The following is a 26,794-nucleotide window of genomic DNA, read 5'->3' as shown; positions in this document are numbered from 1 at the left end:
AGCTTGTAGCTTGTAGCTTGTAGCTTGTAGCTTGTAGCTTGAGGCTTGCAGCTTGCAGCTGCTACTAAGCAGGCTTCCGCTTGGCGGATCGCTGGCGTAGCGCTTCGAACAGACACACGCCGGTCGCGACCGACACGTTCAGACTGCTGACACTGCCCGCCATCGGCAGGCGCACCAGATAATCACAATGCTCACGGGTCAGGCGACGCATGCCCTTGCCTTCGGCGCCCATGATAATGATGGTCGGCCCGGTCAGGTCCTGCTGATACAGCTCGACCTCGGCCTCGCCCGCAGTCCCCACCACCCACAATCCGCGCTGCTGCAGTTTTTCCAGCGTACGTGCCAGGTTGGTAACCGCCACCAGCGGAATGACCTCGGCGGCACCGCAGGCGACCTTGCGCACGGCTGGCGTCAGGGTTGCGGATTTGTCCTTGGGTACGATGACCGCCAGCGCACCTGCTGCATCGGCAGTACGCAGGCAAGCGCCGAGGTTGTGCGGATCGGTCACGCCGTCCAGCACCAACAGCAGCGGCGAGCCTTCACTGCGGTCCAGCAGTTCGTCGAGCATGGCCTCGCCCCAGACCTGACTCGGGCTCACATCAGCAACAACGCCCTGATGCACGCCCTCGACCCAGGCATCCATTTCGCGGCGCTCGGCCTGCCCGATGGTCACGCGATTCTCGGCTGCCAGCGCCACCAACGTCTGGACGCGAGGGTCGTTACGACCCTCGGCCAGCCAGATGTGCTTGACGCGTTTCGGATGATGACGAAGTAACGCTTCTACGGCGTGAACGCCGTAGATTTTTTCCAGCTGACTCATGACTTGGCCTTGGGTTTACGAGCGCCACTGCTTTTCGCAGCTGGCGCGGAGCCCGTTTTTGACGAGCCTTTACGGTGTTTGCTGGCCGGTTTGCCCGATGAAGGCGCAGAGCCCGACCTGTCAGACTTTCCCGACGATGCCTTGCTACCACCCTTCGCGTCTGCCAGAAGCGCTTTTTTCAGCTCGCGGCTTTTACGCACTTCTGCGTTTTTCGCCGCGGCATCGCTCGGGCGATACGCTTCGGGGCTGCTTTCCTTGGTCGAAGCGCTACGACGCCCGGACTTGGCCGGCGCCTTGTCCTTTTCAGCCGTGGTTGTGGCAGCAGGTGCCGCGGTGTCATTACCACGACGCTTGCGCGCCGTCGGCTTCGCAGCCGCTGCCGCTTCGGAGATCTCGAAATCGATCTTGCGCTCGTCCAGATCGACGCGCATGACCCGCACTTCAACGGTGTCGCCCAGGCGGAAGTTACGCCCGGTACGCTCGCCGGCAAGGCGGTGGTGCAGCGGATCGAAGTGGTAGTAGTCACCCGGCAAGGCGGTCACGTGGACCAGGCCTTCGACATAGATATCGGTGAGCTCGACGAACAGACCAAAGCCGGTTACAGCGGTGATCACGCCCGGGAACGACTCGCCGACGCGATCCTTCATGTATTCGCACTTGAGCCAGTTGACTACGTCGCGCGTAGCCTCGTCGGCACGGCGCTCGCTCATCGAGCATTGTTCGCCCAACTGGTCGAGCAGCGCATCGTCGTACGGGTAAATGCGCGCCTTCGGAATCGTCGCAGCACCGGCACGACGAACGTGCGGCGTATCCTGCTTGGAGCGAATGACGCTGCGGATCGCGCGATGAGTCAGCAGGTCCGGATAACGACGGATCGGCGACGTGAAGTGCGTATACGCTTCGTAATTCAGACCGAAGTGACCGTTGTTGTCCGAGCTGTAGACCGCTTGACTCAACGAACGCAGCATCACGGTCTGGATCAGGTGGTAGTCGGGACGGTCGCGAACGGTTTCGAGCAGCGCCTGATAATCCTTCGGTGTCGGACCTTCCTTGCCCTTGTGCAGCGTCAGACCCAGCTCACCGAGGAATGCGCGCAGTTTTTCCAGGCGCTCTGGCGGCGGACCGTCGTGGACGCGGTACAACGCAGGAATTTCATGCTTCTTCAGGAACTGCGCGGTGGCCACGTTGGCGGCCAGCATGCATTCCTCGATCAACTTGTGGGCATCATTACGGGTGGTCGGACGGATTTCGGCAATCTTGCGCTCGGAACCGAAGATGATCCGGGTTTCCTGGGTTTCGAAATCGATCGCACCACGAACATGGCGCGCGCCCAGCAATACCTTGTACATCGCATAAAGCTGTTTGAGGTGCGGCACCACATCGCCGTACTCGCCACGCAGGCTCTTGGCTTCAGCGGTTTTCGGCTGTTCCAGAATCGTGCTGACCTTGTTGTAGGTCAGGCGAGCGTGGGAGTGGATGATGCCTTCGTAGAACACGTAGTCAGTCATCTCGCCGGTCTTGGAGATGGTCATCTCGCAAACCATGGCCAGACGATCGACGTTCGGGTTCAGCGAGCACAGGCCGTTGGACAATTGCTCAGGCAGCATGGGCACGACGCGCTCGGGGAAATACACCGAGTTGCCGCGCACCTGGGATTCGGCATCCAGCGCCGAGCCGATCTTCACGTAGCTCGATACGTCGGCAATCGCCACGTAGAGCTTCCAGCCGCCGGAGAACAAACGCAGTTTGCCCGGTTTGGCTTCGCAATAGACCGCATCGTCGAAGTCGCGAGCGTCTTCGCCGTCGATGGTCACGAACGGCAGATGGCGCAGATCGACGCGGTGTTCCTTGTCCTTCTCTTCGACTTCCGGCTTGAGCTTGGCAGCCTCTTTGAGTACGGCCTCGGGCCACACGTGCGGAATGTCGTAGGTACGTAGCGCGACATCGATCTCCATGCCGGGCGCCATGTAGTTGCCCACCACTTCGATCACATCGCCCTGCGGCTGGAATCGCGGTGTCGGCCAATGGGTGATTTTCACCTCGACGAACTGGCCGATCTTGGCGCCGTTGTTACGACCCGGCGTTACCAGCACTTCCTGCTGGATTTTCGGGTTGTCGGGTACGACAAAACCAATGCCGCTTTCTTCGAAATAGCGACCCACTATGCTTTCGTGAGCACGCGAGATCACTTCGACGATCACGCCTTCGCGGCGGCCGCGACGGTCAAGGCCGGAAACACGCGCCAGCGCCCGGTCACCGTCGAACACCAGGCGCATTTGCGCCGGGCTCATGAACAGGTCGTCGGAGCCGTCGTCCGGCACCAGAAAGCCGAAGCCATCACGATGCCCGGAGATGCGACCGAGGATCAGGTCAAGCTTGTCTACCGGTGCGTAAGTGCCGCGACGGGTGTAGATCAACTGGGCGTCACGCTCCATCGCCCGAAGGCGGCGGCGCAGAGCCTCGAATTGATCTTCGGTGGTCAGGCCGAACTCTTCGACCAGTTGCTCGCGACTGGCCGGCGAACCGCGCTCGGCAAGGTGCTGCAAGATCAGCTCGCGGCTGGGAATAGGGTTTTCGTATTTTTCCGCTTCACGAGCGGCCTCGGGATCGAGGGACTGCCAATCGGCCATTAGATAGTTTTCACCTTGTATATATAGGGGTTAGTTTGGCATAGACCTCATGAAACGGGAAATTTCACGCTCAATCCACTGGACAAAAAGCCTCCTGGACCCCGCTGAAACACCCGAAACACGCCGCCCGCGATTTTTTTCGGGTTTTTTCACTGCCGGGCTTTACAGCCTAAAAGGCGCTCCGTATAGTGCGCGCCATCGACAGGTTGATGCCTGTTGATACTGCCCAGATGGTGAAATTGGTAGACACGCCAGCTTCAGGTGCTGGTGACCGCAAGGTCGTGGAAGTTCGAGTCTTCTTCTGGGCACCAATTCAGGCAACAGACTACAACAGTCTCAAGCCTCACAAAAACCCGCGAAAGCGGGTTTTTGCATTTTCAGGGTTTGATTATTAAATCAAAACAGGGGTTTACAGAGTAAAACGATCGCCGTATAGTGCGCCCCATCAACGGCGTACGCGCTGCTGATGCTGCCCAGATGGTGAAATTGGTAGACACGCCAGCTTCAGGTGCTGGTGACCGCAAGGTCGTGGAAGTTCGAGTCTTCTTCTGGGCACCAATTCAAAAAAACCGAGCCAATGGCTCGGTTTTTTGCGTTTGGCACTCGAAAAGCCCTCCCTCCTGCAGACAGTGCAGCACCACACTTGCAGCGCTGCACCTAGCGCTCATGCCCGAAACTGCCCCAGGCTCGCCTTCAACTGTGCAGCCAGTCCATCGAGCACTTTGCCGCTGGCGGTCGTCTCCACCACAGCCTTCGCAGCACGCTCGGCCTGAGCATGGATCACCTCTACCCGACCACGCACCGCCTGGGCACCTTCAGCCTGATGAACGGCCGCCTTGGTCGCCAGACCAATGGCCGCATGCACCTGCTCCACGGATGCCTGCACCGTCTGCTGGCGCTTGGCGCTGTCGCGCAATACCTCCAGCCCCTCCTTGGCCTGACGCCCGGCGATGCCGATGGCAGCGACCGCCTCTTTCGCGCCGCGCTGCAAGGCCACGATGTGTTCCTGAATATCGCCCGTCGAGCTTTGAGTCTTGCTGGCCAGCGCCCGCACCTCATCGGCCACCACGGCAAAGCCCCTGCCCGTCTCCCCTGCACGGGCCGCTTCGATAGCTGCGTTCAGCGCCAGCAGGTTGGTTTGTTCGGCAATACCATGAATGACTTCCAGCACCACCTCGATCTGCTGACTTTGCTGCGCCAGACGCTCGATGACTTGCGCACCGGTCTCGACCTGCCCGGCCAACGCTTCGATCAGCCCGCCAACCTGACTGGACGTGCGGGTGTTTTCGTCGGTCGCCTGCTTGATGTCGATAACCTGACGCAAAGCCGCCTGCATCGCGTGGCTTTCCGACTGCGCCTCGTCGGCCATCTGCTCCAGCGCTTTGAGGCTGGCCGCTACTTCGTCCCGCTGCAATTCGGCCGCCGCATCGGCGCCGGCGTTACGCTCGCTCATGACACCGATTTCCTGCCCGGTGCGCTGCGCCACTTCGCCTGCCTCGCGGACGATAGGTTGCAGCTTGTCGATGAAGCGGTTGACCGCGGCCGACATATCACCAATCTCGTCATTACTGTCCAGCTTGACGCGCTTGGTCAGATCACCCTCACCCGCCGCCAGGTCATTGAGTGCCGCGATCAGCAGATGCAGCTTGCTGACAACCCGACGTCCGAGCACCACCGCCAGTAACAGCAAGACACACAGGCCGACCAGCGCCAGACCCATGCCGATTCTCCAGCGCAGTGTTTCGGCAGCTTCCTGAACCGCAACACGCGTGTTGGCGGTCATCGCCACCCCTGCCGCCTGAGCCGACTGCAGACGCGTGCGCAAGGCGGTCGAGCTGTCTTTCGAGGCACTGGCAAGGCTGTCGGACACTAACTGTTCACCACTGGTGATCAGGGTCGCGAAACGCTTGTCCAGGGCGGCAAGATTCTCTTCGACCGTTGCCGTGGATACACCCATGCGCACCTTGCCGATCTCCACACCGTTAGGGCTGATGGACGCTTCAACGTAATACACAGAAGGATCGTTTTTCGCCGCATTGAGGACCTTGTCCATCGCCCGCTCGCCTTCGCCCTTGGCCAGCAAGGCCTTGACCAGCGGATTGTCGCGGTTCATGTAACGCGTAAGGTGCTCGCCTGCGGCGTCGTCATAAACCACGAACAGTACATTGGGATTGCGCTGGGCACGGCGTGCGAATTCGGAAAGCGTTGGTGTGTCGTTGTCCCACATGGCGCGTGGAGCGACGGCGGCGAGCAGTTCAGCCATGTCGGTCGCGGACTCGCGAAGGTCTTTCTCCAGCGTGGCACGCAGTTGAGCCTGCTCGTCCTTCAGACGGGTAGAGAGCCCGACACTCAGGCGCTGACGAGTGCTGGCTGACAACGCATCGAGGCTCGACGTCACTTCGCTACTCGCCGACTCCAGCTCTGAGGAAAGATGTTGCGAATCTACCCCGAGACGACTGGCGAGATCAGCCTCAAGCGCGGTGACCGTGCTCCGGGTAAGCGCAACCGCCACCACGACCTGCACCAAAAGAGCGATGCCCAGCGCGATGAAGACCGGGCGCAGCAAACGACTTTGCAACAGAGATAAGACAGCAGACACAGGAGAATCCCTCCACCCTCAGCGCCATTAAAATGATGGCACTTTTCTGTCATCTTTGTAGCAAGCGCCGTGCCGTGACACAAGTCTCACTTTTGTGCGCTTCCCTGCCCTCGGCGCGAAAATAAAAAAGGGCCGCACAGGCGACCCTTTTTGGCACAGCCCGGTGACGTATCAGCCGAACGGATGACGCAGCACGATGGTTTCGTTGCGGTCAGGACCGGTCGAAATGATGTCGATAGGCGCACCCACCAGCTCTTCGACACGCTTGATGTAAGCACGAGCGGCAGCAGGCAGCTCTTCGAGGGTCTTGGCACCCAGCGTGGATTCGCTCCAGCCTGGCATCTGCTCGTAGACCGGACGCAGACCCAGATAGCTGTCAGCGTCGGTAGGCGCGTCAATGACTGCACCCTCTTCGTTCTCGTAGCCCACGCAGATGTTGATGGTTTCCAGACCGTCGAGCACGTCCAGCTTGGTCAGGCACAGGCCCGAGATGCTGTTGATTTCGATGGCGCGACGCAGGATGACCGCATCGAACCAGCCACAACGGCGTGCACGACCGGTGGTGGCACCGAACTCATGACCACGCTTGGCCAGGAACGCACCGACGTCGTCGAACAGTTCTGTCGGGAACGGACCCGAACCCACGCGTGTGGTGTAAGCCTTGGTGATGCCCAGGATGTAATCCAGGTACATCGGACCAAAACCGGAGCCGGTGGCAATGCCGCCCGCCGTGGTGTTGGAGCTGGTGACGTACGGGTAAGTACCGTGGTCGATGTCCAGCAGCGAACCCTGGGCGCCTTCGAACATGATGTCCTTGCCGTCGCGACGCATCTCATGCAGCGCAGCGGTGACGTCGAGCATCAGCGGCTTGAGCATGTCAGCGTATTCCATGCACTCGTCGAGCGTCTTCTGGAAGTCGATGGCAGGCTCTTTGTAGTAATTGACCAGCACGAAGTTGTGATAGTCGAGCAGCTCGCCCAGCTTGGCGGCGAAACGCTCGCGATGGAACAGGTCACCGATGCGCAGACCGCGACGTGCGACCTTGTCTTCGTAGGCCGGGCCGATACCACGACCGGTGGTGCCGATCTTGAACTCGCCGCGGGCTTTTTCACGCGCCTGATCGAGTGCCACGTGGTACGACAGGATCAGCGGGCAGGACGGGCTGATGCGCAGACGCTCGCGCACCGGAATGCCTTTCTCTTCCAGCTTGACGATTTCGCGCAGGAGCGCGTCGGGAGCAACCACCACACCGTTACCGATCAGGCACTGCACGCCTTCGCGCAGCACACCGGACGGAATCAGGTGCAAAACGGTTTTCTCACCGTCGATCACCAGCGTGTGGCCCGCGTTGTGGCCACCCTGATAGCGAACTACGGCGGTAGCATGTTCGGTCAGCAGATCAACGATCTTGCCTTTGCCCTCATCACCCCATTGAGTGCCCAGGACTACGACATTCTTACCCATAACACTTGTCCTCATTCACGCAAACTTGGTGCCGGCGGCGGCCGGCAGGAATACTCAAGAAGCCAGCGGCATTACCTGCCAGTGCTCGCCATGCTGAATCAATTGCCGGTCACAGTCGGCTTCACGCGCGGCGCTCGCCTGCTGCCCAGGCAAGGCCTGAACCACACGCTGACCTTCACTGCGCAACTGGCAAACCATCTGCCAGAGTGCCGCATCCGTACTGTCCGGCACCCAGATGCCACCAGACGGTAAGACGATTTCTGCTTGCCCCAGGGTTACCAGGGTTTTCAGGTCGGTGGAAAAGCCGGTCGCCGGACGGGCGCGACCGAAGTCGGCACCGATGTCATCGTAACGACCGCCCTGAGCGATCGACTGGCCCACGCCCGGTACGAATACCGCAAACACCACACCAGTGTGGTAGTGGTAGCCGCGCAGCTCGCCGAGGTCAAAGTACAGCGGCAACTGCGGGAAACGCGCAGCCAGACGCTCGGCGATCGACAGCAGGTCATCCAGCGCGGCCAGCACCGGCGCCGGTGCGCCGGCCAGACGATCACGCGCGGCGTCCAGCACATCACGACCACCGCACAGATCAACCAGAGCGCGCAGCATTGTTGCCAGCTCTGGCGGCAGATCAGCGGTGAGGGCAATCACCTCATCAATGGCCTTGCGCTGCAGCGCATCGAACAGTTGCTGCTCGACTTCACCCGACAGGCCGGCGGCACGCGCCAGACCGCGATAGATACCGACATGCCCGAGGTCCATATGCACATCCGGCACATCGGCCAGTTGCAGCATGGCCAGCATCAGGCTGATGACTTCGACGTCGCTGCTCGGGCTCGCATCGCCGTACAACTCGGCACCCAGTTGTATAGGGCTGCGCGAGGACGACAGCGCGCGCGGCTGGGCGTGCAGAACGCTGCCCGCGTAGCACAGACGGCTCGGGCCTTCACGTTTCAGGGTGTGAGCATCGATGCGTGCAACCTGCGGCGTGATGTCGGCGCGAAAGCCCATCTGCCGGCCCGATTGCGGGTCGATAACCTTGAAGGTGCGCAGATCCAGATCCGAACCCGCGCCAGTCAGCAGGGACTCGAGATACTCGATATGCGGGGTGACGACAAACTCATAGCCCCAGCTCTGAAACAGATCCAACACCTGACGGCGCGCTACTTCAATGCGCGCCGCTTCCGGTGGCAGTACTTCTTCGATGCCATCTGGTAGCAGCCAGCGGTCGACCGTTGCCATTACGCCATTCCCCTGTGATCCAGGCGGCCAGCCTACAGGCCGACCTTGAGTGAAGCAGAAAGTGATGCGCCGTATGACGGGCACGACAAATGCCCGAGACAGGCCTTGCAGACCACTTTCCTCGAAAAATCTTGCCGCGTTCCGATTCAGATACGGCCAATCAATCGTGCAGACGCAAAAAAGCCGGGAATTTCCCGGCTGCCGCATGATACACACGTTTCACCGTACGTTCACCCCACCGGGCGGTTTTGCCGCCCGGCGGATGATTAATTACGGCTTGGCTTTTTCCATGTAGCGAAAAAATTCGCTGTTCGGATCAAGCACCATCACGTCGCTCTTGTTCGCAAAGCTTTCGCGGTAGGCACGCAGGCTGCGATAGAACGCGTAGAACTCCTGGTCCTGACCATACGCCTTGGAATAGATCGCGGCAGCCTGGGCATCACCATCACCACGCGCTTCTTCTGACTCGCGATAGGCTTCGGCCAGCAGCACACGACGCTGACGATCGGCGTCGGCACGGATGCCTTCAGCCAGCTCGTTACCCTTGGCACGGTGCTCGCGCGCTTCACGCTCACGCTCGGTGCTCATACGTTCGAAAACGCTGCGATTCACTTCCTTCGGCAGATCGATGGCCTTGACCCGGACATCGACGACTTCGATACCCAGCTCTTTCTCGGCCATGCGGTTCAGCGAACCGGTGATATCCGCCATCAGCGCGTCTCGCTCACCCGACACGACTTCGTGCAGGGTGCGCTTACCGAACTGGTCACGCAGGCCGGATTCCAGACGACGCGAAAGACGCTCGTCGGCGATCTGCTTGAGGCCGGAAGTCGCGGTGTAGAAACGCTCCGCATCCTTCACACGCCACTTGGCGTAGGCATCGACCATGACCGCTTTCTTTTCCAGTGTCAGGAAGCGCTGGGTCGGTGCATCGAGGGTTAGCAAACGACCGTCGAACTTGCGCACCTGGTTCACGTAAGGAACCTTCACATGCAGACCCGGCTGAACGTCAGCCTGGACCACACGACCGAATTGCAGCAGAACAGCGCGTTCGGTCTGGGACACTATGTAGAAGCTGTTCCAGGCAATGACCGCCAGTACCACGCCGACAATAAGGGTGATCAGTGATTTGTTACTCATCAGCGAGTCTCCCTGGTACGTACTTCACCACGCTGCTGAGCCTCAGTCGCCCGGGCGGCGGCAGCAGCGGCAGCATCATTGGCTGACTGCGATGGCGTACCTGAATTGGAGCCATTGCCGGTACCGCTGCGGCTGCTTTCGATCATCTTGTCGAGCGGCAGGTAAAGCAGGTTGTTCTGCCCCTTGTCGCCGGTCACGAGCACCTTGCTGGTGTTGCTGAAGACTTCCTGCATGGTGTCCAGATACAGACGCTGGCGGGTGACTTCAGGTGCCTTGCGGTACTCGGCAACCAGTTTGGTAAAGCGATCCGCCTCACCCTTGGCGCGCGAAACCACTTCATCGCGATAACCGTTGGCATCTTCAAGAATACGCTGAGCCTGACCACGGGCTTCCGGGATCACACCATTGGCGTAGCTTTCAGCCTGGTTACGTGCACGCTGCTCGTCTTCACGGGCGCGAATCACGTCATCAAAGGCTTCCTGCACTTCACGCGGCGCGGCGGCGCTCTGCACGTTCACCTGGGTCACGGTGATACCGGTGCGGTAGGTATCGAGGAAGCGTTGCAGACGCTCCTTGATTTCGCTGGCCATCAGTTCGCGGCCTTCAGTCAGCACCTGATCCATCGCCGTGGAACCCACGACATGACGCAACGCACTTTCAGTCGCGTGCTGCAGGCTGATTTCAGGCTGATCGACGTTCAGCACGAACGCCTGAAGATCGCTGATCTTGTACTGCACGGTCAGCGGCACTTCGACGATGTTCTCGTCTTCGGTGAGCATCTGGCCCTGCTTGCTGTAGGCGCGCTCGCGAGTCACGTTCTCCATGTACTTGCGATCGAACGGCGGGAAGTAGATGTTAAGGCCCGGGCCCACGGTCTCGTGGTACTGACCAAAACGCAGCACGACAGCCTGCTCTTGCTCGTCGACCACATAGATAGCGCTGTAAAGCCAGAAAGCGACGAGTACGACAAGCCCGATGCCGAGCAGACCGAAGCCACCGCCCTTGCCTGAACCGCCACCACTGCCACTGCTGCCGCCATCGCTGCCGCGTTTGTTACCGCCGCCGAACAACCCCTTCAGGCTTTCCTGCAGCTTACGGAAGGCCTCGTCGAGATCAGGTGGTCCCTTGCGGTCGCCGCCACGGCGTTTGCCACCCCAGGGATCTTGATTATTCGAGTTGCCACCCGGCTCATTCCAAGCCATAGCGCTCTCCATCTGATAAAGCAAAGACGCGCCCGCGGCGCGCCGACCAATGCTACAGAATGCTCGGGAAAGCCGTACAACGGCTTTCTCGTGCTTTTATTGCAAAGTGTGTTGCTCGATGAACTCCAGCGGCTGCAATCCTTCGCGACTCACCAGTCGATTGAGTTCAACGCGCGGCAGTCGTACGGCCAGCACGCTGGCACCTTCCTCGTCATGCGTTTCGCTCTGCACCGCACCCAGTTCAAAGAACTGGGCACGCAGCCGGGCAAGACTTTGAGGCAGAAGCAGCGTGCCGACAAACAGATCGTCGCCGAGCAATTCGGCGATAGCCTGTTTGAGCAGATCAAGCCCTCGACCATCACGGGCAGACACCCAGACACGCTGCGGTTTGCCGTCGGCATCGCGCTGTATCTGAGGCTCTACGCCTTCAAGCAGATCGAGTTTGTTATAGACCTCGAGGATCGGCAAGCCCTCGGCTCCGATCTCGCCGAGCACCGCCATCACCTGCTCGATCTGCGACATGCGATCCGGCTCGTGGGAGTCGATCACATGCAGCAGCAAATCGGAGTTGCTCGATTCTTCAAGCGTCGCGCGAAAGGCCTCGACCAGCTTGTGCGGCAGGTGGCGAATAAAGCCCACGGTATCGGCCAGCACGATAGGACCCAGGTCATCGAGCTGCAGACGACGCAAGGTCGGATCGAGCGTGGCGAACAGTTGGTCTGCCGCAAACACATCCGAATCGGTTACCGAGTTGAACAGGGTGGATTTGCCGGCATTGGTATACCCCACCAGTGAAACCGATGGAATATCCGCGCGACGACGCCCGCGACGGGCCTGATCACGCTGGCTGCGAACCTTCTCCAGCCGTCCCTTGATCTGCCGCAGGCGAACCCGCAATAGACGTCGGTCGGTTTCAAGCTGGGTTTCACCCGGACCGCGCAGGCCGATACCACCTTTCTGTCGCTCAAGGTGGGTCCAGCCACGGACCAGACGGGTACTCATGTGTTCAAGCTGGGCCAGTTCGACCTGAAGCTTGCCCTCGTGAGTACGCGCCCGCTGCGCAAAGATATCGAGAATCAGACCGGTACGATCAAGCACACGACACTCGAAAACGCGTTCGAGGTTGCGTTCCTGACTGGGCGTGAGGGTGTGATTGAAGATGACCAGATCGGCCTGCTCGGCCTTGACCTGATCGCGAAGCTCCTCGACCTTGCCAGAGCCGATCAGATACTTGGCCGAAGGCCGATGACGCGGCACGTTGATAAACGCAACGGTATCGGCACCGGCCGAGATGGCCAATTCCTGAAACTCCTGCGGATCTTCGCGCGCCTCAGGGTCCTGACCATCCAGATGAACGAGAATTGCACGTTCACCACCACTGTGGCGCTCAAAGAACAAGGCAGACTCCTATCAGGCGTTACCTGGCTCGGCGTCCGCGCCGTCAGCGTCTGTAGCGCTTGGCAGGCGGATCGGACGAACCGGTACGACGGTGGAAATGGCGTGTTTGTAGACCATCTGGCTGACCGTGTTCTTCAGCAAAATGACGAACTGGTCGAAAGACTCGATCGTACCCTGCAGCTTGATACCGTTGACCAGATAGATCGATACCCCGACCTTCTCTTTACGCAAGGTATTCAGGTAAGGGTCTTGTAGCGAATGCCCTTTTGACATGTGCCGCACTCCTTTAAGGATCAATAAAATAATAAATCGAATTCGATTTGCTTGACCGACCACCCCCCAAGGATAGACGGCTATTGCAGGGACTCAGCTCAATATGGAGACCGATCCCAGGTATTTCAAGGCGCGCGACAGATTGTCGCTGGCCAGGCTGTCCAGCCAGTGCAGGTCGTCCCAGCTACGTAGCCAGGTGAACTGCCTTTTGGCCAGCTGGCGCGTCGCAATGATGCCGCGCTCCTGCATTTCATCCCGTGTCAGTTTCCCATCCAGGTGATCCCAGACCTGGCGATAACCGACGGCTCTTATCGATGGCAACCCCGAATGCAGGTCACCTCTTGAGCGCAATGCCAGTACTTCGTCCAGAAACCCCTGATCCAGCATTTGCTCGAAACGTAGCGCGATGCGTTGGTGCAGCACCTTGCGATCAGCCGGAGCAATGGCAAGGTTCGCGACAGTATAGGGCAATTGCTGGCGCCCTGATGCGGCTGCTTCGGTACTTTGCGCAGTTTGTTGCTCGCGATGTGCCGTCATGCTCATTCCGCTGACGCGATACACCTCAAGCGCCCTGATCAGCCGTTGCGGATCGTTGGGGTGAATACGTGCCGCCGAAACGGGATCGACCACCGCCAACTGATCGTGCAATGCCTGCCAGCCGAAGGCCTGTGCATCCGCCTCAAGCTGCGCCCTGACCTGTGCATCGGCCGCCGGCATATCCGCCAGCCCGTCCAATAGAGCCTTGAAATACAACATAGTGCCGCCGACCAGCAAAGGAATATTTCCGCGTGCGGTAATTTCCGCCATGGCCGCCAGAGCGTCACTGCGAAAATCGGCTGCGGAGTAGCTTTGCGCCGGGTCGAGAATGTCGATCAGACGGTGAGGATGCTCAGCCAGCTGCGTCTTCGACGGCTTGGCGGTGCCGATGTCCATGCCGCGATAGACCAGCGCAGAATCGACGCTGATCAACTCGCAGGGCAGCACTTTGGTCAGCTCTATCGCAAGGTCGGTCTTGCCTGCAGCGGTAGGCCCCATGAGAAAGATGGCCGGAGGTAAAGCGTTCATTCATTGACCGCGCAGGAATAATTTATCCAGGTCATTGAGACCCATCTGGGTCCAGGTAGGACGACCGTGGTTGCATTGCCCGCTGCGCTCGGTGTTTTCCATGTCACGCAGCAGGCCGTTCATTTCCGGGATGGCCAGACGCCGATTGGCACGAATCGCGCCGTGACAGGCCATGGTGCCGAGCAGCTCGTTCATGTGCGCCTGCACCCGGTCGCTGGTGCCGTATTCCATGAGGTCGGCCAGCACATCGCTGACCAGCCGGTTGGCCTCGGCCTGCTTGAGCAACGCAGGGATCTGGCGGATCGCCAGGGTTTCCGGGCCGAGCCGCTGCAGTTCGAAGCCCAGGCGCTGGAAGGTCGCAAGGTGTTCTTCGGCGCAGTCCGCTTCACGCTGGCTAACCGCGATGGACTCGGGCACCAGCAATGGCTGGCCGCTCAGGCCTTCGTTGGCCATGGCTATTTTAAGGCGCTCGTACATGATCCGCTCGTGAGCGGCATGCATGTCCACCAGCACCAGGCCGTGAGCATTTTCAGCAAGAATGTAGATACCTTTGAGCTGCGCCAGCGCATAACCCAGCGGCGGAATATCACCGGGCGATTCAGGCAGCGACGCGGACGCGGCACTGGGCAGCGGTGCGAAGAATTCCCGGTAGGCACTTTGCGCTTCGGCGACCGGCACGCCAGCGGTGGGCCGAGGCGTGTATTGATACTGATAACCGCTGCCAGCGCCGCCACCGGCAGCAGGCCGGGCAAAAGGCTCGCCCTGGGGCTGCTCCAGCACATTGTTGGCCAGACGCATTTCACCCTGCGGCCCGAATTCGCCCGCTTCAGGCCCGCTCGGGCGCGCCTCGGCGACAACCGGCACGCTGCCACCCAACTGATTTTCAGGGCGCACATCGCCCAGCGCACGGTAGAGGGTGCCATATAGAAAGTCATGCACCATGCGCCCGTCGCGGAAGCGCACTTCATGCTTGGTCGGGTGAACGTTTACGTCCACAGCAGCCGGGTCGACCTCGAAGAACAGCACGAAAGTCGGGTGACGGCCATTGAACAGCACGTCGCGATACGCCTGACGCACCGCGTGGGCGACCAGCTTGTCGCGCACTGCCCGGCCATTCACGAAGAAATATTGCAGGTCGGCCTGGCTGCGCGAGAAGGTCGGCAGCCCGACCCAGCCCCACAAATGCAGGCCGTTGCGCTCGATCTCGATGGGCAGCGCCTGCTCCAGAAAGCCCGGCCCGCAGATTGCCGAGACACGTCGCGCTCTGGCGGTGTCGTCATGCGCCTCATGCAGGCTCAGCACGGTCTTGCCGTTGTGCCGCAGATGGAAGGCCACGTCGAAACGCGCCAGCGCCATGCGCTTGATGACTTCCTGCAAATGATCGAATTCGGTTTTTTCGGCTTTCAGAAACTTGCGCCGGGCGGGCGTATTGAAGAACAGGTCGCGTACTTCAACGGAGGTGCCTACCGGATGCGCGGCCGGCTGCACGCGTGGCGCCATGTCACGACCTTCGGTTTCGACCTGCCATGCCTGATCGGCGTCGCGGGTGCGCGAGGTCAGGGTCAGGCGTGCCACGGAGCTGATCGAAGCCAGCGCTTCGCCGCGAAACCCCAGGCTCATGACCCGCTCGAGGTCTTCCAGGTCGCGAATCTTGCTGGTAGCGTGGCGTGCCAGCGCCAACGGCAGATCGTCCGAAGAGATGCCGCTGCCATCGTCACGCACTTTCAACAATTTGATGCCGGCCTGCTCGACGTCGACATCGATGCGCCGCGCGCCGGAATCGAGGCTGTTTTCCAGCAACTCCTTGATCACCGAAGCCGGACGCTCGACAACTTCGCCCGCCGCAATCTGGTTGGCCAGACGCGGACTGAGCAGTTCGATGCGTGCTGCGTTCAGGGCAGTCTGAGCGTTATCGGCTTCGGCGCCGTCGAGCAGGAGATCGGTCATTACTGAGTCGCCACCTCGGAACTTGGAATACGCAGATCCTGGCCGATCTTCAATTCATCGGACTTCAGATTGTTGGCGCTGCGCAAAGTGGCGATGTTCATGTCATAGCGTGCAGCAAGCATGGCCAGGGTTTCGCCGGAACGAACGACGTGGGTTCGCGGCCCCTGAGCCAGCTTGCCATTGTCACGCAGCCAGGCAATGTAGGTGCCCTGCGGCGGGTTCTGCTGGAAGAACTGCTTGACACCCGACGTGATCGAACGCGCCAGCGCCTGCTGATGCGACGCAGAACCGAGCTTGTTGGCCTCATTGGCGTTGGAGATAAAGCCGGTTTCCACCAGAATCGACGGGATATCCGGCGACTTGAGCACCATGAAGCCCGCCTGCTCGACGCGTGCCTTGTGCAGCGAGGTCACGCGGCCAATATTGCTCAATACCTTCTGGCCAACGTTCAGGCTCGAAGACAGCGAGGCGGTCATGGACAAGTCCAGCAACACCCCCGCGAGCATGCGGTCCTTGTCATCGAGGCTGACTGCGCCGGCCCCACCGATCAGGTCAGAACGGTTTTCACTGTCCGCCAGCCAGCGGGCGGTTTCGGAAGTGGCGCCACGATCAGACAGGGCGAACACCGATGCGCCGAACGCAGCGGAAGACGGCGCGGCGTCGGCGTGGATCGACACAAACAGGTCAGCGCCCTTGGAGCGGGCGATCTCGGTACGTTTGCGCAGCGGAATAAAGTAGTCGCCGGTCCGCGTCAGTTCGGCACGGTAGCCTTTCTCGGCATTCACCTGGCGCTGCAACTCCTTGGCAATCGACAGCACCACGTTTTTCTCTTTCTGACCGGCGCCGCCCGAGGCACCAGGGTCTTCCCCGCCGTGCCCGGCATCGATTACCACAACGATATCGCGCTTGCCATTCGGCACCGGAGTCAGCTTGATTTCAGGCTTGGCCGGGCTGACCGGAACTGCGGGTGCGGTGTTGGCAGCGGTGTCGGGAATCACCGGCGTGGGGTTGGCATCGGCGGCGTTGTCGTACAGGTCGACCACCAGACGGTTGCCGTATTGCTGGTTGGGCGCCAGCGTGAAGCTCTTCGGGGTCACACCCTTTTTCAGGTCGATGACCACGCGCAGGTCGGTAGGTGTGCGCTGCGCAGAACGCATGCTGCTGATCGGCGTATTGGCCGTGGGTACGTTCAAGGGTCCGCCGAGCGTCGCACCATTGATATCGATCACCAGACGGTCAGGCGAAGTCAGGGTAAACAGGCTGTGCTGAACCGGCCCCGTCAGGTCGAAGACCAGACGTGTGTTATCCGGCGCTCGCCATAAGCGGACACTTCGTACTTGCGTAGCGGCAACCGCCTCGACAGCCATGGCCATCAACAGCAGACCCACTACAGTAACCAGCGCGCGCATGCGCATACCTAACCCCATATCTATTTGAATTCCAAAGCCAAAGTGGCACACCACTGTTCGCCACGCGAGCCCAGCGGGCTCAATATCACGGACCGACCTTCACCGTGCGGCTCAATGGTAATGGTCAGGTCGGGCTTTGGCAAAAAGCCTGCACCGCGTTGGGGCCATTCAATCAGACAAAGTGCATCGCCGTCGAAATAATCACGCACGCCCATGAACTCGAGTTCTTCAGGATCGACCAGCCGGTAAAGATCAAAGTGGAAGACCTTTATCGCACCGATTTCGTACGGCTCGACCAGCGTGAAAGTAGGACTCTTGACAGCCCCGGCATGCCCGAAGCCGCGAATCAATCCCCGCGAAAGCGTGGTTTTTCCAGCGCCCAGATCGCCATCCAGAAAGATGACGCCAAGGCCTTCTGTAACCTTGGCCAGGCGTGCACCAAAATCCATCATTGCCTCTTCGCCAACCACATGCAGCGTTAAATCAGACACGGTTGCAGCTCCTCCAGTAACTGACGAATGGCAGGAATAATATCGCTGGCGGCCAACCCGCGACCGTACTCGCCGACTTTCTGACCGGCGCTTGCGTGCAGCCATACCGCCAGACAGGCCGCGTCGAATGGCTTGAGATGCTGCGCCATCAACGCACCGATCAATCCGGCCAGCACGTCACCCAGTCCCGCAGTGGCCATGGCCGGATGACCGCGGTCGCACAGCGCCAGTTGCCCGTGCGCGTCGGCAATCAGGCTGCCGGAGCCCTTGAGCACACAAACCGTATCGAATTTACGCGCCAGCGCCCGCACTGCAGCGGCCCGGTCCGCCTGAACCTCCTTGATGCCCACGCCCAGCAAGCGTGCCGCCTCGCCCGGATGCGGGGTGATGACACTGCCTTTGGGCAGGCTGACCAGCCCGGCGGCCAGCATATTCAGCGCATCGGCGTCCCACACCTGCGGACGATCCGCATTGGCAGCTGCCGACAGCAGGCTGCGCCCCCAGGCCGCCTGCCCCAGCCCGGGGCCGACCACCAGCACGCTGGCTGGCTCGATCAAGCCCATCAGCTGGTTGGCCGAATGAATTGCCGCGCTCATGATTTCCGGCATGCGTGTCAGGGCGGCCGCAACGTGCTCGGGCCGTGTGACCAGCGTCAGCATGCCTGCACCGCTGCGCAGGGCGCTTTCGGCGCTGAGCAACGCTGCACCACCAAAACCGTGATCGCCACCGATGACCAGCACGCGGCCAAACATGCCTTTATGAGCGGTCCGCGGACGCGCTGCCAGATGTGGCAGGTTGTGTTTATCGAGGCGTTTCGCGCTGAACGGCGTCTGCGCCACCAGCGCCGGGTCTGCTCGCAGGTCGTCGAAAATCAGCTCACCCACCAGATCCGCCGCATCCCCCGTCAGCAACCCCAGTTTGAGGCCGATGAACGTAACGGTCACATCGGCACGCACCGCGACACCCAGCGTCTGGCCGGTATCTGCGCTCAAGCCAGACGGAATATCCACCGCCACGACGGGCAGACCACTGTCGTTGACAGCCTTGATGGCCGAGACATAGGGCTCGCGCACCTCGCCGTCGAGCCCGGTACCGAGCAAGGCATCCAGCACGACACCGGCCAGCGACTGCCCGGCCCATGCCTGAATATCAATACCGAAAGCCGCAGCATGCGCCGCCGCAGCATCACCGGTCAGTGCAGCCGGGTCGCCGACGGCCAGCACCCTGACCTGCCAGCCGGCCTTGTGCGCCATTGCAGCCACCAGATACCCGTCACCGGCGTTGTTACCACGCCCGGTCAATACGGTCAGCTCGTTGGCCTGAGGCCAGCGCCGAAGTAGCGTGTGCCACAACGCCTGCGCGGCACGCAGCATCAATTCCAGGCCGGGTGTACCGGCCGCAATCAGCCGTGCGTCGAGGTCGCGGACCTGCGCAGCGCTGTACAGCGCGTCGGGTAAATGAGGTTTAGTGTCGAACATGCGTCTATGGGCTCCGATGTCTGGCAGAATTATACGCACCTTGGCCCCGGTTTCTCTCTGCGCATGTCCGCTATTACTGCTGTACTTCCCACTTCCGATGATCTTGCCGCCCTTGCCGTTTCAATCAAGGCGTGGGGGCGTGAGCTGGGCTTTCAGGAAGTCGGGATCAGCGGCCTGGACCTGGCAGAGCACGAACAGCATCTGCAACGCTGGCTCGATGCAGGCTATCACGGGGAAATGGACTATATGGCAGCCCATGGCAGCAAACGTTCCCACCCCGATGAGCTGGTGCCGGGAACGCTGCGCGTGGTGTCGCTGCGCATGGATTATCTGCCGGGCGACACCGAGATGGCGCAACGCCTGACCGAGCCGGAAAAAGCCTACGTCTCACGCTACGCGCTGGGCCGTGATTATCACAAACTCATCCGCAAGCGCCTGCAGCAACTGGCCGAGCGTATTCAGCAGGCCATCGGGCCGTTTGGCTTTCGAGCCTTCGTGGACAGCGCGCCAGTGCTGGAAAAGGCCATCGCCGAACAGGCCGGGCTGGGCTGGATCGGCAAGAACACGCTGGTGCTCAACCGCAAGGCGGGCAGCTTCTTCTTTCTTGGCGAGCTGTTTGTCGATATTCCGCTGCCGGTGGATGCGCCCCATGCGACCGAACACTGCGGTCGTTGTACAGCATGCCTGGACATCTGCCCGACTGCGGCGTTTGTCGGGCCTTATGTGCTGGATGCGCGGCGCTGTATTTCCTACCTGACCATCGAGCTGAAGACGGCGATTCCCGAAGAGCTGCGGCCGTTGATTGGTAACCGGGTGTTCGGCTGTGACGATTGCCAGATCGTCTGCCCGTGGAACCGCTTCGCCCGGCCAACCGAGCAGAGCGACTTTCAGCCGCGCCACAATCTGGACAATGCCGGGCTGGCCGAGCTGTTCCTCTGGGATGAAGAGAAATTCCTCGGCAGCACCGAAGGCTCGCCACTGCGCCGGGCGGGTTATGAGCGCTGGCTACGCAACCTGGCCGTGGGGCTGGGCAACGCGCCCTCTACCATCCCGGTGATCGAGGCCCTGCAAGCACGGCGCGACTACCCGTCGGAACTGGTCAGAGAACATGTGGAATGGGCGCTGCAGAGACATGGCGTGGCGCCGCTTTAAAGGTACCCCCTGGATATTCCTGTGGGAGCTTGCTCGCGAAGGCGTAGTCACGATATATAGATTTTCAGCGACTGCACCGGCCTCTTCGTGAGCAAGCTCACTCCCACAGGTCCGCCGTGTTTTCAAGCCCTGTGGAACACTCCCGCAGGTCGGGGGTGTTTTCGAGCCACCTAGATGTTCTGCAGCAGCGCTGATCTTGTGGGAGCGAGCTTGCTCGCGAAGAGGCAGGGACAATCGCCGGAGATTTATGCCTCTGTCAGTCAGCCTTCGCGAGCAAGCGAAGCGTGGCCCGGCTCGCTCCTACATGGTTATGACTGAACAACATTGCCTCCCACAAGACTAGCTTGGGCATGCCGCTCGTGGCCCTCTCCCCCTCTTCAAGGCTCGTCTTTATAGACAAACTTGGGCATTTCCCAGCGGAAACGAATCGCCAGCAGGCGCAGCAGCAGGCCACCGAACAGGGTGATCAGCACCGCTTGCTCGTCCGGCAACTGCAGGTACTGGCATAGCAGAAAACACCACGCGGCCAGAAATGACACGCTGGCGTACAGCTCGCGGCGGAAGATCAGCGGGATGTCGTTGCAGAAGATGTCGCGCAGGATGCCGCCGAACACCCCGGTGATCACGCCACAGACTGACGCGATCAGCAGACCGTGCCCGGCCTCCAGCGCAGTCATACAGCCGATCAGGGTAAAAGCCACCAGTCCCAGCGCGTCGAGCACCAGAAACAGTGAGCGCAGATGACGCATCAGTGGCGCGATGAAGATCGTCACCAGGGCCGCCACACTGGTCAGGACCAGATACTCCGGATGCTTGACCCAGGTCAGCGGGTAATGACCGATCAGTACGTCGCGCACCGACCCGCCACCCAGCGCAGTGACGCAGGCGATCAGCACCACGCCGAACCAGTCCATCCCGCGTCGCCCTGCAGACAGGGCTCCCGTCATGGCTTCAGCAGTGATAGCGATCAGATAAAGCATCAGCAACATGGCGGCGACTCTGCGACAAAGGCGCGCAGTCTAACCAGCCGACCTGCGCACTGAAAGAGTGCAGCGAAGATTATTCACTGCACGCGCGAGTCTCGATCAAGGCTTGATGAAGTGCTCACGGTAGAAGCGCAGCTCGGCAATCGACTCACGGATGTCGTCGAGCGCCAGGTGGGTGCTGCCTTTCTTGAATTTCAGCTCGGGGGACCAGCGCGCAGCCAGTTCCTTGAGGGTCGAGACATCCAGATTGCGGTAGTGGAACCAGTTTTCCAGCGTCGGCATGTGGCGATACAGGAAGCGGCGATCCTGGCAGATGCTGTTGCCGCAGATCGGCGAACTGCGCTCTGGCACCCACAGTTTGATGAACTCAAGGGTCTGCGCCTCGGCTTCAGCCATGCTGACGGTACTTTCGCGCACGCGCTGGGTCAGGCCCGAACCGCCGTGCTGGCGAGTGTTCCACTCATCCATTTTCGCCAGCGTTTCGTCGCTCTGATGCACAGCGATCACCGGACCTTCGGCCAGGGTGTTCAGCTCGCTATCGGTGATGATCGTGGCCATTTCGATAATGACATCGGTATCAGGGTCCAGACCGGTCATTTCCAGATCGATCCAGATCAGGTTCTGCTTGTTCTGCATGTGTCGACTCCTCAGCGTAGGCGCGCAGTTTAGCTCACCCTGCCGTGCTAGACTCCTGCCGATCAATCGTACTGCCTAATTCATCGGTTACATCACATCGGAACACCCATGGCCAAACGCCAACTCAATCGTCGTCAGAACTGGCGCATCGAAAAAATTCAGGGCGAGCGTGCTGCCCGCGCAGCAAAACGCGAGTCCGCTACGCTTGAAACACTCGAGGGTGGCGACCTCGGCCCCGAGCAGACGGGCCTGGTGATCGCCCACTTCGGCGTGCAAGTCGAAGTGGAAGCTCAGGAAGGCGAAGTGACCGGCCAGGTCTTTCGCTGCCACCTGCGCGCCAACCTGCCTGCACTGGTGACCGGTGATCGCGTGGTATGGCGCGCCGGCAATCAGGGCATTGGCGTCATTGTCGCGCAACTGCCTCGCACCACCGAACTGCGCCGCCCGGATTCACGCGGCCAGCTCAAGCCTGTGGCGGCCAACGTCGACCTGATCGTGATCGTCTTCGCGCCGATGCCCGAGCCGCATGCCAACCTGATCGACCGCTACCTGGTGGCCGCCGAGCATGCCGGGATTCGTCCGTTGCTGCTGCTCAACAAGGCCGACCTGATCGACGAGCAGAATGCGCCCGCGCTCAATGCGCTGCTGGCGGTCTATCGCACACTGGGTTACCCGGTACTGGAAGTGTCCGCGCACCACGGTGACGGCATGCAGAGCCTGCAAAGCCAGCTTGACGGGCACATCAGCGTGTTCGTCGGCCAGTCCGGCGTCGGCAAGTCCTCGCTGGTCAACAGCCTGTTGCCGGAAACGGACACTCGGGTCGGTCCGCTGTCCGAGGTTTCCGGTCAGGGCACACACACCACGACCACCGCCCGCCTGTTTCACTTCCCGCGCGGCGGCGATCTGATCGACTCGCCGGGCATTCGTGAATTCGGCCTTGGCCACGTCAGCCGTGCCGACGTAGAGGCAGGCTTCATCGAGTTCAACGACCTGATCGGCACGTGCCGCTTTCGTGACTGCAAGCACGACCGCGAACCGGGCTGCGCCCTGCTCAAGGGGCTTGAGGACGGCCGCGTTCAGCAGCAGCGCATGAACAGCTACCGCTCGATCATTGCCAGCCTGCCGCAAGACAGTTACTGAGCACCGAACGCCGCACGCAAAAACGCCGCGATCATCGCGGCGTTTTTGTATCGGTTGCAGCTCAGTTCTGGGCCGGCTCGACCCGCAATTTGCCATCGTCAAAGATATTCAGCTTCTGCCGGATCTCGTGCGGCTGTGCGTAGGCCTGCGGGTCGGGCGGCGCCGCTGTCGAAGCCCCCGGCGCAGCGGGAGCACCTGGAGCAGCAGGCACCGCCGGTGCGGGTGCTGTCGGCGCCGCAGGCGTGGCTGGCGCACCGCCGGAGTTCTGATCGCCCTCGATGCGGTGCTGGGCCTTTTTGGTCAGCACCACGATATCGATGCGGCGATTGATCGGGTTAGTCGGGTTCTGGCGATCATACAGAGCAGACGACGCGTACCCCACCACCCTGGCCACTTGTGAATCCGGATACGTCCCGGCTACCAGCGCACGGCGTGCAGCGTTGGCACGGTTGGCCGACAATTCCCAGTTGCCGAACCCGCCACTGCCCACGAAAGGCGTTGCATCGGTGTGGCCGCTGATACTGACCTTGTTCGGCACACTTTTGATGGTGTCAGCCAGGGCCAGCAGAATGTCTTCGAAATATGGTTTGAGACGCGCGCTGCCCGAGTCGAACATCGGCCGGTTTTCCGCATCCATGATCTGGATACGCAAGCCGTCCTGAGTGATCTCGAACAGAATCTGGTCCTTGAATTTCTGCAGCTGCGGGTTTTCCTCGACCTTGTTCTGCAATTCCTGGAGCAGCATCTCCAGACGTTCCTGCTCCACCGCTTCAGCCTTGGTCTCGGCATTTTCCGCCTCAAGCGGCACGGTGTCCGGCGACGGCGTGGTCTGCACCTCGGGGTTCAGCGTCTGGTTCGGCGACATCTCCGGCGAACCGCCCAGATCGATCACGTACGGCGAACCGCTGTCCGAGAAGCCGACCGGGTCCTTGAAATAACCGGCGACCGCGAGCAACTGCTCGGGGGTGGCAGACGACATCAGCCACAGCACCAGAAAGAACGCCATCATCGCCGTCGCGAAGTCGGCAAATGCGATCTTCCAGGCACCGCCGTGATGTCCGCCACCAAAGCGCTTTACGCGCTTGATGATAATCGGCTGATTATTTTCCATGACTTAGCGACCGCGAACCGCTTGTTCCAGCTCGCTGAAGCTGGGGCGATGCAGCGGATAGAGAACCTTGCGGCCGAATTCGACAGCCAGCGAAGGCGGCATGCCGGAGGCCGAGGCCACCAGCGACGCCTTGATGCTCTCGTAGACGTTCATTTCTTCCTTGGCATCATGCGCAAGGCTGGTGGCCAGAGGACCGAAGAAACCGTAAGCCGCGAGAATACCGAAGAACGTACCGACCAGCGCCGCACCTACGTGCATGCCGATCGCTGCCTTGTCGCCCGAACCCAGCGACGCCATGGTCACCACGATACCCAGTACCGCAGCCACGATACCGAAGCCGGGCATACCGTCGGCGATACCGGTAATGGCGTGGGATGGATGCTCGAGGTCTTCTTTCATGCTCAGCAGCTCCATGTCGAACAGACCTTCCAGCTCGTGAGGAGCCATGTTGCCGGACGACATGATGCGCAGGTAATCGCAGATGTACGCAGTCATGCGCTCATCCTTGAGGACACCCGGGTATTTGGCGAAGATCGGGCTGGAGGCAGCGTCTTCGATATCCCCTTCGATCGCCATCATGCCTTCACGGCGGCTCTTGTTGAGGATTTCGTAGACCAGCCCCAGCACTTCAAGGTAATAGGCATGTGTGAAGCGCGTACCGAACATCTTCAGCGACTTCTTGAACACGTGCATGAACATGTAGCCAGGGTTGGCCTGGAGGAACGCGCCCAGTGCAGCACCGCCGATAATCAAGACCTCGTACGGTTGGAACAGCGCCATGACCTTGCCATGGGACAGCACATATCCGCCGATGACACTTGCGAGAACGACAATGATGCCGATGATTTTAGCCATAGGAAAAAATACTTTACTGAGTCGGGTTCAGGGACAGTCCGGAAGTTGTTGAATCTCTTCTTCTCCTTATCGGCCTAACTGGGCCAGACTATAGCCGGTTCTTTTGAAAAACCCATTTATGCGCCTCCATAAAAGGAGGAAAATGGCCTCAGCACCCCGTACGCTGGCGGTTTCCCAGCTCAGATAATCAGCCGCACAGGCCCTCGAATGCCGACAGTACACGCAGCACATCACCTCGTTCCGAAGACGCTGGATGCCTGGGTCAAACTGCTTGACGGCATCGCGTTGCCGGTCCCTGCCGTCAATCATGGACACGTCCGCGCCGCACTGAACGACAGTCGTCGGTCGCTGCGTGAAATTGCCGAAATGATGCAGGAAAGTCCTGCGCTGGTGCTGAGCGTGATGCGCGAGGCCAACCATCACACCCACGGTTTGACCGAGCAGGCCGAGAGCCTTGAAATTGCCATCAACCGCCTGGGTCTGGCGCGTACCGAAGTCCTGCTGGGCCGTTTACCGGCCAAGCCGTCCGAAGAAATTCCTGCGGCCTATCGCCAACTGATTCTGGTCAGCCAGCACGCCACGCAACAAGCCAACGGCCTGTTCGCCAGCCGGCTGGCGCGACTCTGGCAGGACATCCACATGGGCAGCCTGCTGTTTCTGTCGCCGCTCTGGCCGATGGCGCTGGCTTATCCGAAGCTGCTCGAAGAGCTGGAACTGCGGGTTATCCACAAGGGCCATTCCAGCGCTGCAGTGGAAAAAGAGCTGTTCGGCGTCAACCTGCTGGAACTGTGCCTGGCACTCGCCGAGTTCTGGCGCCTGCCGATCTGGGTTACGCGCGGCTATAAACTGTTGATCAACGAGCGACGCGATCTGGCCAAGGCGCTGCGTATCGCCCGCGAAGACAACAGCCCGCTGCAGCAGCAACAACTCATGGACGACGACCCCAACCTGCGCCGCTGGCTGAATCAGCCCGCCAATACCGTGTTGCTGGGCAACGGCCTGGCGCTGGCGGCACAAAATGCCTGGAACAGCCCGCACTGCCTGCGCTGGGAACGGCTGACCAGCCTGTACCTGCAACAGTCGATCAGCGAAGTACAGCAACAGGCGCACCAGAATGCAGCCAGCAGCGCACGCGTCCATGCGGAAAAAGACCTCTGGCACCCGGCCGAATCGCTGATCTGGCCGTGGGATGCACGGCGTGTAAGGCGCGACAATGAGCCTGCACCTCCGCCATCGGCTGACGCCCTGCAAATGTGGCGCAAGCAATGCGCCGAACTGCTGCAGGATCCCAGCCCGTTCATCAACGCCATGCACCTGACCACCTCGGCGCGCGACGCCTTCATCTCGTGCGGCATGGAGCGGGTCATGCTGCTGATGCTGGACAAGACCTCAACCGTGCTGCGCGTCAATCAGACTGCCGGACTGCCGAAGGACGCCGCTGCCTTGCAGCTGTTCATCAAGGAAAGCACCGTACTGCAGCGCTTGCTGACCCAGCCGACGCAGTTACGCATGACGCCCGCCAACAGTGCGCAATTTGCCGCCCTGCTGCCCCCGCCGCTGAAAACCCTGTTCAGTGGCCAGCACTGGCTGATTCGCTCGCTGAGCAACAACGGCAAAGTCATGCTGCTGGTGGTCGCCGACCAGGGCGGCGGGGCCTTGTCGGAAATTTCCGTCCAGGCATTCGGAAAAACCGCGCAATGTATTGAACGGGCACTGGGCATCTTTAGTCATCGCAAAGCCTGAGGCCTGGCGTACA

General features: G+C 60.7%; 21 protein-coding genes and 2 tRNA genes. 5 read left to right on the top strand and 18 right to left on the bottom strand.

Annotation, left to right across the window (positions count from 1 at the left end; all coding sequences use genetic code 11):
- Window positions 1-64 precede the first annotated feature (64 nt).
- On the bottom strand, window positions 65-820 hold the full coding sequence (rlmB, locus tag KBY02_RS14850; protein ID WP_003414481.1) for a 23S rRNA (guanosine(2251)-2'-O)-methyltransferase RlmB: 756 nt from the start codon (window positions 818-820) through the stop codon (window positions 65-67).
- Window positions 817-3,450: a ribonuclease R gene (gene rnr / locus KBY02_RS14845; RefSeq protein WP_225650587.1), complete on the bottom strand. Its 2,634-nt coding sequence runs from the start codon at window positions 3,448-3,450 to the stop codon at window positions 817-819. Before rnr ends, rlmB begins: the two co-directional genes overlap by 4 nt.
- A gap of 224 nt (window positions 3,451-3,674) precedes the next feature.
- Between rnr and KBY02_RS14840 the strand changes: the two genes are divergently transcribed.
- Together KBY02_RS14840 and KBY02_RS14835 are read left to right on the top strand one after the other, a co-directional pair.
- A tRNA-Leu gene (locus tag KBY02_RS14840) sits at window positions 3,675-3,761 on the top strand.
- Window positions 3,762-3,921: 160 nt separating this feature from the next.
- A tRNA-Leu gene (locus KBY02_RS14835) sits at window positions 3,922-4,008 on the top strand.
- Between the two features lie 106 nt (window positions 4,009-4,114).
- Here KBY02_RS14835 and KBY02_RS14830 read toward each other — a convergent pair.
- The 12 genes from KBY02_RS14830 to KBY02_RS14775 form a co-directional block, all read right to left on the bottom strand.
- Window positions 4,115-6,049 carry a methyl-accepting chemotaxis protein gene (locus KBY02_RS14830; RefSeq protein WP_058822301.1) on the bottom strand — a complete coding sequence of 645 codons (1,935 nt, stop codon included), beginning with the start codon at window positions 6,047-6,049 and terminating at the stop codon, window positions 4,115-4,117.
- Window positions 6,050-6,220: 171 nt separating this feature from the next.
- Window positions 6,221-7,513, bottom strand: a complete 1,293-nt coding sequence (locus tag KBY02_RS14825) for an adenylosuccinate synthase (RefSeq protein ID WP_003366319.1) — start codon at window positions 7,511-7,513, stop codon at window positions 6,221-6,223.
- Window positions 7,514-7,567: 54 nt separating this feature from the next.
- Complete coding sequence (locus KBY02_RS14820; protein ID WP_103754809.1) at window positions 7,568-8,755, bottom strand: ATP phosphoribosyltransferase regulatory subunit; 1,188 nt, start codon at window positions 8,753-8,755, stop codon at window positions 7,568-7,570.
- A 270-nt stretch (window positions 8,756-9,025) separates the two neighbouring features.
- Window positions 9,026-9,895 carry a protease modulator HflC gene (gene hflC, locus KBY02_RS14815; RefSeq protein WP_003366315.1) on the bottom strand — a complete coding sequence of 290 codons (870 nt, stop codon included), beginning with the start codon at window positions 9,893-9,895 and terminating at the stop codon, window positions 9,026-9,028.
- Window positions 9,895-11,097 (bottom strand): FtsH protease activity modulator HflK, encoded by a 1,203-nt coding sequence (gene hflK, locus KBY02_RS14810; protein WP_011266497.1) that lies wholly within the window; start codon window positions 11,095-11,097, stop codon window positions 9,895-9,897. Before hflK ends, hflC begins: the two co-directional genes overlap by 1 nt.
- Before the next feature lie 96 nt (window positions 11,098-11,193).
- On the bottom strand, window positions 11,194-12,495 hold the full coding sequence (gene hflX, locus KBY02_RS14805) for a ribosome rescue GTPase HflX (protein ID WP_002551820.1): 1,302 nt from the start codon (window positions 12,493-12,495) through the stop codon (window positions 11,194-11,196).
- A gap of 12 nt (window positions 12,496-12,507) precedes the next feature.
- Window positions 12,508-12,768, bottom strand: coding sequence for an RNA chaperone Hfq (gene hfq, locus KBY02_RS14800; protein ID WP_002551819.1), 261 nt, complete (start codon window positions 12,766-12,768; stop codon window positions 12,508-12,510).
- 93 nt (window positions 12,769-12,861) lie between these two features.
- The gene (miaA, locus tag KBY02_RS14795) at window positions 12,862-13,833 is read right to left on the bottom strand and encodes a tRNA (adenosine(37)-N6)-dimethylallyltransferase MiaA (RefSeq protein WP_011266496.1); all 972 of its coding nucleotides are present in this window, start codon (window positions 13,831-13,833) and stop codon (window positions 12,862-12,864) included.
- A complete protein-coding gene (gene mutL, locus KBY02_RS14790) occupies window positions 13,834-15,780 on the bottom strand; it encodes a DNA mismatch repair endonuclease MutL (RefSeq protein ID WP_011266495.1) in 1,947 nt (648 codons plus the stop codon).
- Window positions 15,780-17,207 carry an N-acetylmuramoyl-L-alanine amidase gene (locus KBY02_RS14785; protein WP_197709718.1) on the bottom strand — a complete coding sequence of 476 codons (1,428 nt, stop codon included), beginning with the start codon at window positions 17,205-17,207 and terminating at the stop codon, window positions 15,780-15,782. The genes mutL and KBY02_RS14785 overlap by 1 nt, the downstream gene beginning before the upstream one ends.
- A 2-nt stretch (window positions 17,208-17,209) precedes the next feature.
- Window positions 17,210-17,680 (bottom strand): tRNA (adenosine(37)-N6)-threonylcarbamoyltransferase complex ATPase subunit type 1 TsaE, encoded by a 471-nt coding sequence (tsaE, locus tag KBY02_RS14780; protein WP_181007073.1) that lies wholly within the window; start codon window positions 17,678-17,680, stop codon window positions 17,210-17,212.
- On the bottom strand, window positions 17,668-19,158 hold the full coding sequence (locus tag KBY02_RS14775) for an NAD(P)H-hydrate dehydratase (protein ID WP_225650586.1): 1,491 nt from the start codon (window positions 19,156-19,158) through the stop codon (window positions 17,668-17,670). The genes tsaE and KBY02_RS14775 overlap by 13 nt, the downstream gene beginning before the upstream one ends.
- Before the next feature lie 63 nt (window positions 19,159-19,221).
- On the opposite strand from KBY02_RS14775, the gene queG reads away from it, so the two are divergent.
- Window positions 19,222-20,310: a tRNA epoxyqueuosine(34) reductase QueG gene (gene queG / locus KBY02_RS14770; protein ID WP_011266491.1), complete on the top strand. Its 1,089-nt coding sequence runs from the start codon at window positions 19,222-19,224 to the stop codon at window positions 20,308-20,310.
- 377 nt (window positions 20,311-20,687) lie between these two features.
- Here queG and KBY02_RS14765 read toward each other — a convergent pair whose 3' ends face one another.
- Entirely contained in the window at window positions 20,688-21,299 is a 612-nt protein-coding gene (locus KBY02_RS14765) for a trimeric intracellular cation channel family protein (RefSeq protein ID WP_003393544.1), read from the bottom strand.
- Window positions 21,300-21,395: 96 nt separating this feature from the next.
- Window positions 21,396-21,932, bottom strand: a complete 537-nt coding sequence (gene orn, locus KBY02_RS14760; protein WP_003402903.1) for an oligoribonuclease — start codon at window positions 21,930-21,932, stop codon at window positions 21,396-21,398.
- 108 nt (window positions 21,933-22,040) lie between these two features.
- Between orn and rsgA the strand changes: the two genes are divergently transcribed.
- Complete coding sequence (rsgA, locus tag KBY02_RS14755; RefSeq protein ID WP_003366295.1) at window positions 22,041-23,072, top strand: small ribosomal subunit biogenesis GTPase RsgA; 1,032 nt, start codon at window positions 22,041-22,043, stop codon at window positions 23,070-23,072.
- 61 nt (window positions 23,073-23,133) lie between these two features.
- On the opposite strand, the gene motB is transcribed toward rsgA, so the two are convergent.
- Together motB and motA are read right to left on the bottom strand one after the other, a co-directional pair.
- Window positions 23,134-24,183 carry a flagellar motor protein MotB gene (gene motB, locus KBY02_RS14750; protein WP_225650585.1) on the bottom strand — a complete coding sequence of 350 codons (1,050 nt, stop codon included), beginning with the start codon at window positions 24,181-24,183 and terminating at the stop codon, window positions 23,134-23,136.
- 3 nt (window positions 24,184-24,186) lie between these two features.
- Window positions 24,187-25,038, bottom strand: coding sequence for a flagellar motor stator protein MotA (gene motA / locus KBY02_RS14745; protein WP_003402900.1), 852 nt, complete (start codon window positions 25,036-25,038; stop codon window positions 24,187-24,189).
- 207 nt (window positions 25,039-25,245) lie between these two features.
- Between motA and KBY02_RS14740 the strand changes: the two genes are divergently transcribed.
- On the top strand, window positions 25,246-26,781 hold the full coding sequence (locus KBY02_RS14740; protein ID WP_024660842.1) for an HDOD domain-containing protein: 1,536 nt from the start codon (window positions 25,246-25,248) through the stop codon (window positions 26,779-26,781).
- Window positions 26,782-26,794 lie beyond the last annotated feature (13 nt).

It is taken from the genome of Pseudomonas sp. P129 (assembly GCF_020312195.1).
In the GTDB taxonomy this organism is placed as follows: domain Bacteria; phylum Pseudomonadota; class Gammaproteobacteria; order Pseudomonadales; family Pseudomonadaceae; genus Aquipseudomonas; species Aquipseudomonas fragariae.
The sequence above is the reverse complement of the archived record's forward strand: the minus strand, read 5'-3'. Positions and strand labels throughout refer to the sequence as shown.

Excerpts from the sequence above, each read along its gene's own strand:
- rlmB (WP_003414481.1), bottom strand. The coding sequence starts at position 820 with ATGAGTCAGCTGGAAAAAATCTACGGCGTTCACGCCGTAGAAGCGTTA.
- rnr (WP_225650587.1), bottom strand. The coding sequence starts at position 3,450 with ATGGCCGATTGGCAGTCCCTCGATCCCGAGGCCGCTCGTGAAGCGGAA.
- KBY02_RS14825 (WP_003366319.1), bottom strand. The coding sequence starts at position 7,513 with ATGGGTAAGAATGTCGTAGTCCTGGGCACTCAATGGGGTGATGAGGGC.
- KBY02_RS14820 (WP_103754809.1), bottom strand. The coding sequence starts at position 8,755 with ATGGCAACGGTCGACCGCTGGCTGCTACCAGATGGCATCGAAGAAGTA.
- hflC (WP_003366315.1), bottom strand. The coding sequence starts at position 9,895 with ATGAGTAACAAATCACTGATCACCCTTATTGTCGGCGTGGTACTGGCG.
- hflK (WP_011266497.1), bottom strand. The coding sequence starts at position 11,097 with ATGGCTTGGAATGAGCCGGGTGGCAACTCGAATAATCAAGATCCCTGG.
- hfq (WP_002551819.1), bottom strand. The coding sequence starts at position 12,768 with ATGTCAAAAGGGCATTCGCTACAAGACCCTTACCTGAATACCTTGCGT.
- miaA (WP_011266496.1), bottom strand. The coding sequence starts at position 13,833 with ATGAACGCTTTACCTCCGGCCATCTTTCTCATGGGGCCTACCGCTGCA.
- mutL (WP_011266495.1), bottom strand. The coding sequence starts at position 15,780 with ATGACCGATCTCCTGCTCGACGGCGCCGAAGCCGATAACGCTCAGACT.
- KBY02_RS14785 (WP_197709718.1), bottom strand. The coding sequence starts at position 17,207 with ATGGGGTTAGGTATGCGCATGCGCGCGCTGGTTACTGTAGTGGGTCTG.
- KBY02_RS14775 (WP_225650586.1), bottom strand. The coding sequence starts at position 19,158 with ATGTTCGACACTAAACCTCATTTACCCGACGCGCTGTACAGCGCTGCG.
- queG (WP_011266491.1), top strand. The coding sequence starts at position 19,222 with ATGTCCGCTATTACTGCTGTACTTCCCACTTCCGATGATCTTGCCGCC.
- KBY02_RS14765 (WP_003393544.1), bottom strand. The coding sequence starts at position 21,299 with ATGTTGCTGATGCTTTATCTGATCGCTATCACTGCTGAAGCCATGACG.
- orn (WP_003402903.1), bottom strand. The coding sequence starts at position 21,932 with ATGCAGAACAAGCAGAACCTGATCTGGATCGATCTGGAAATGACCGGT.
- rsgA (WP_003366295.1), top strand. The coding sequence starts at position 22,041 with ATGGCCAAACGCCAACTCAATCGTCGTCAGAACTGGCGCATCGAAAAA.
- motB (WP_225650585.1), bottom strand. The coding sequence starts at position 24,183 with ATGGAAAATAATCAGCCGATTATCATCAAGCGCGTAAAGCGCTTTGGT.
- motA (WP_003402900.1), bottom strand. The coding sequence starts at position 25,038 with ATGGCTAAAATCATCGGCATCATTGTCGTTCTCGCAAGTGTCATCGGC.
- KBY02_RS14740 (WP_024660842.1), top strand. The coding sequence starts at position 25,246 with ATGCCGACAGTACACGCAGCACATCACCTCGTTCCGAAGACGCTGGAT.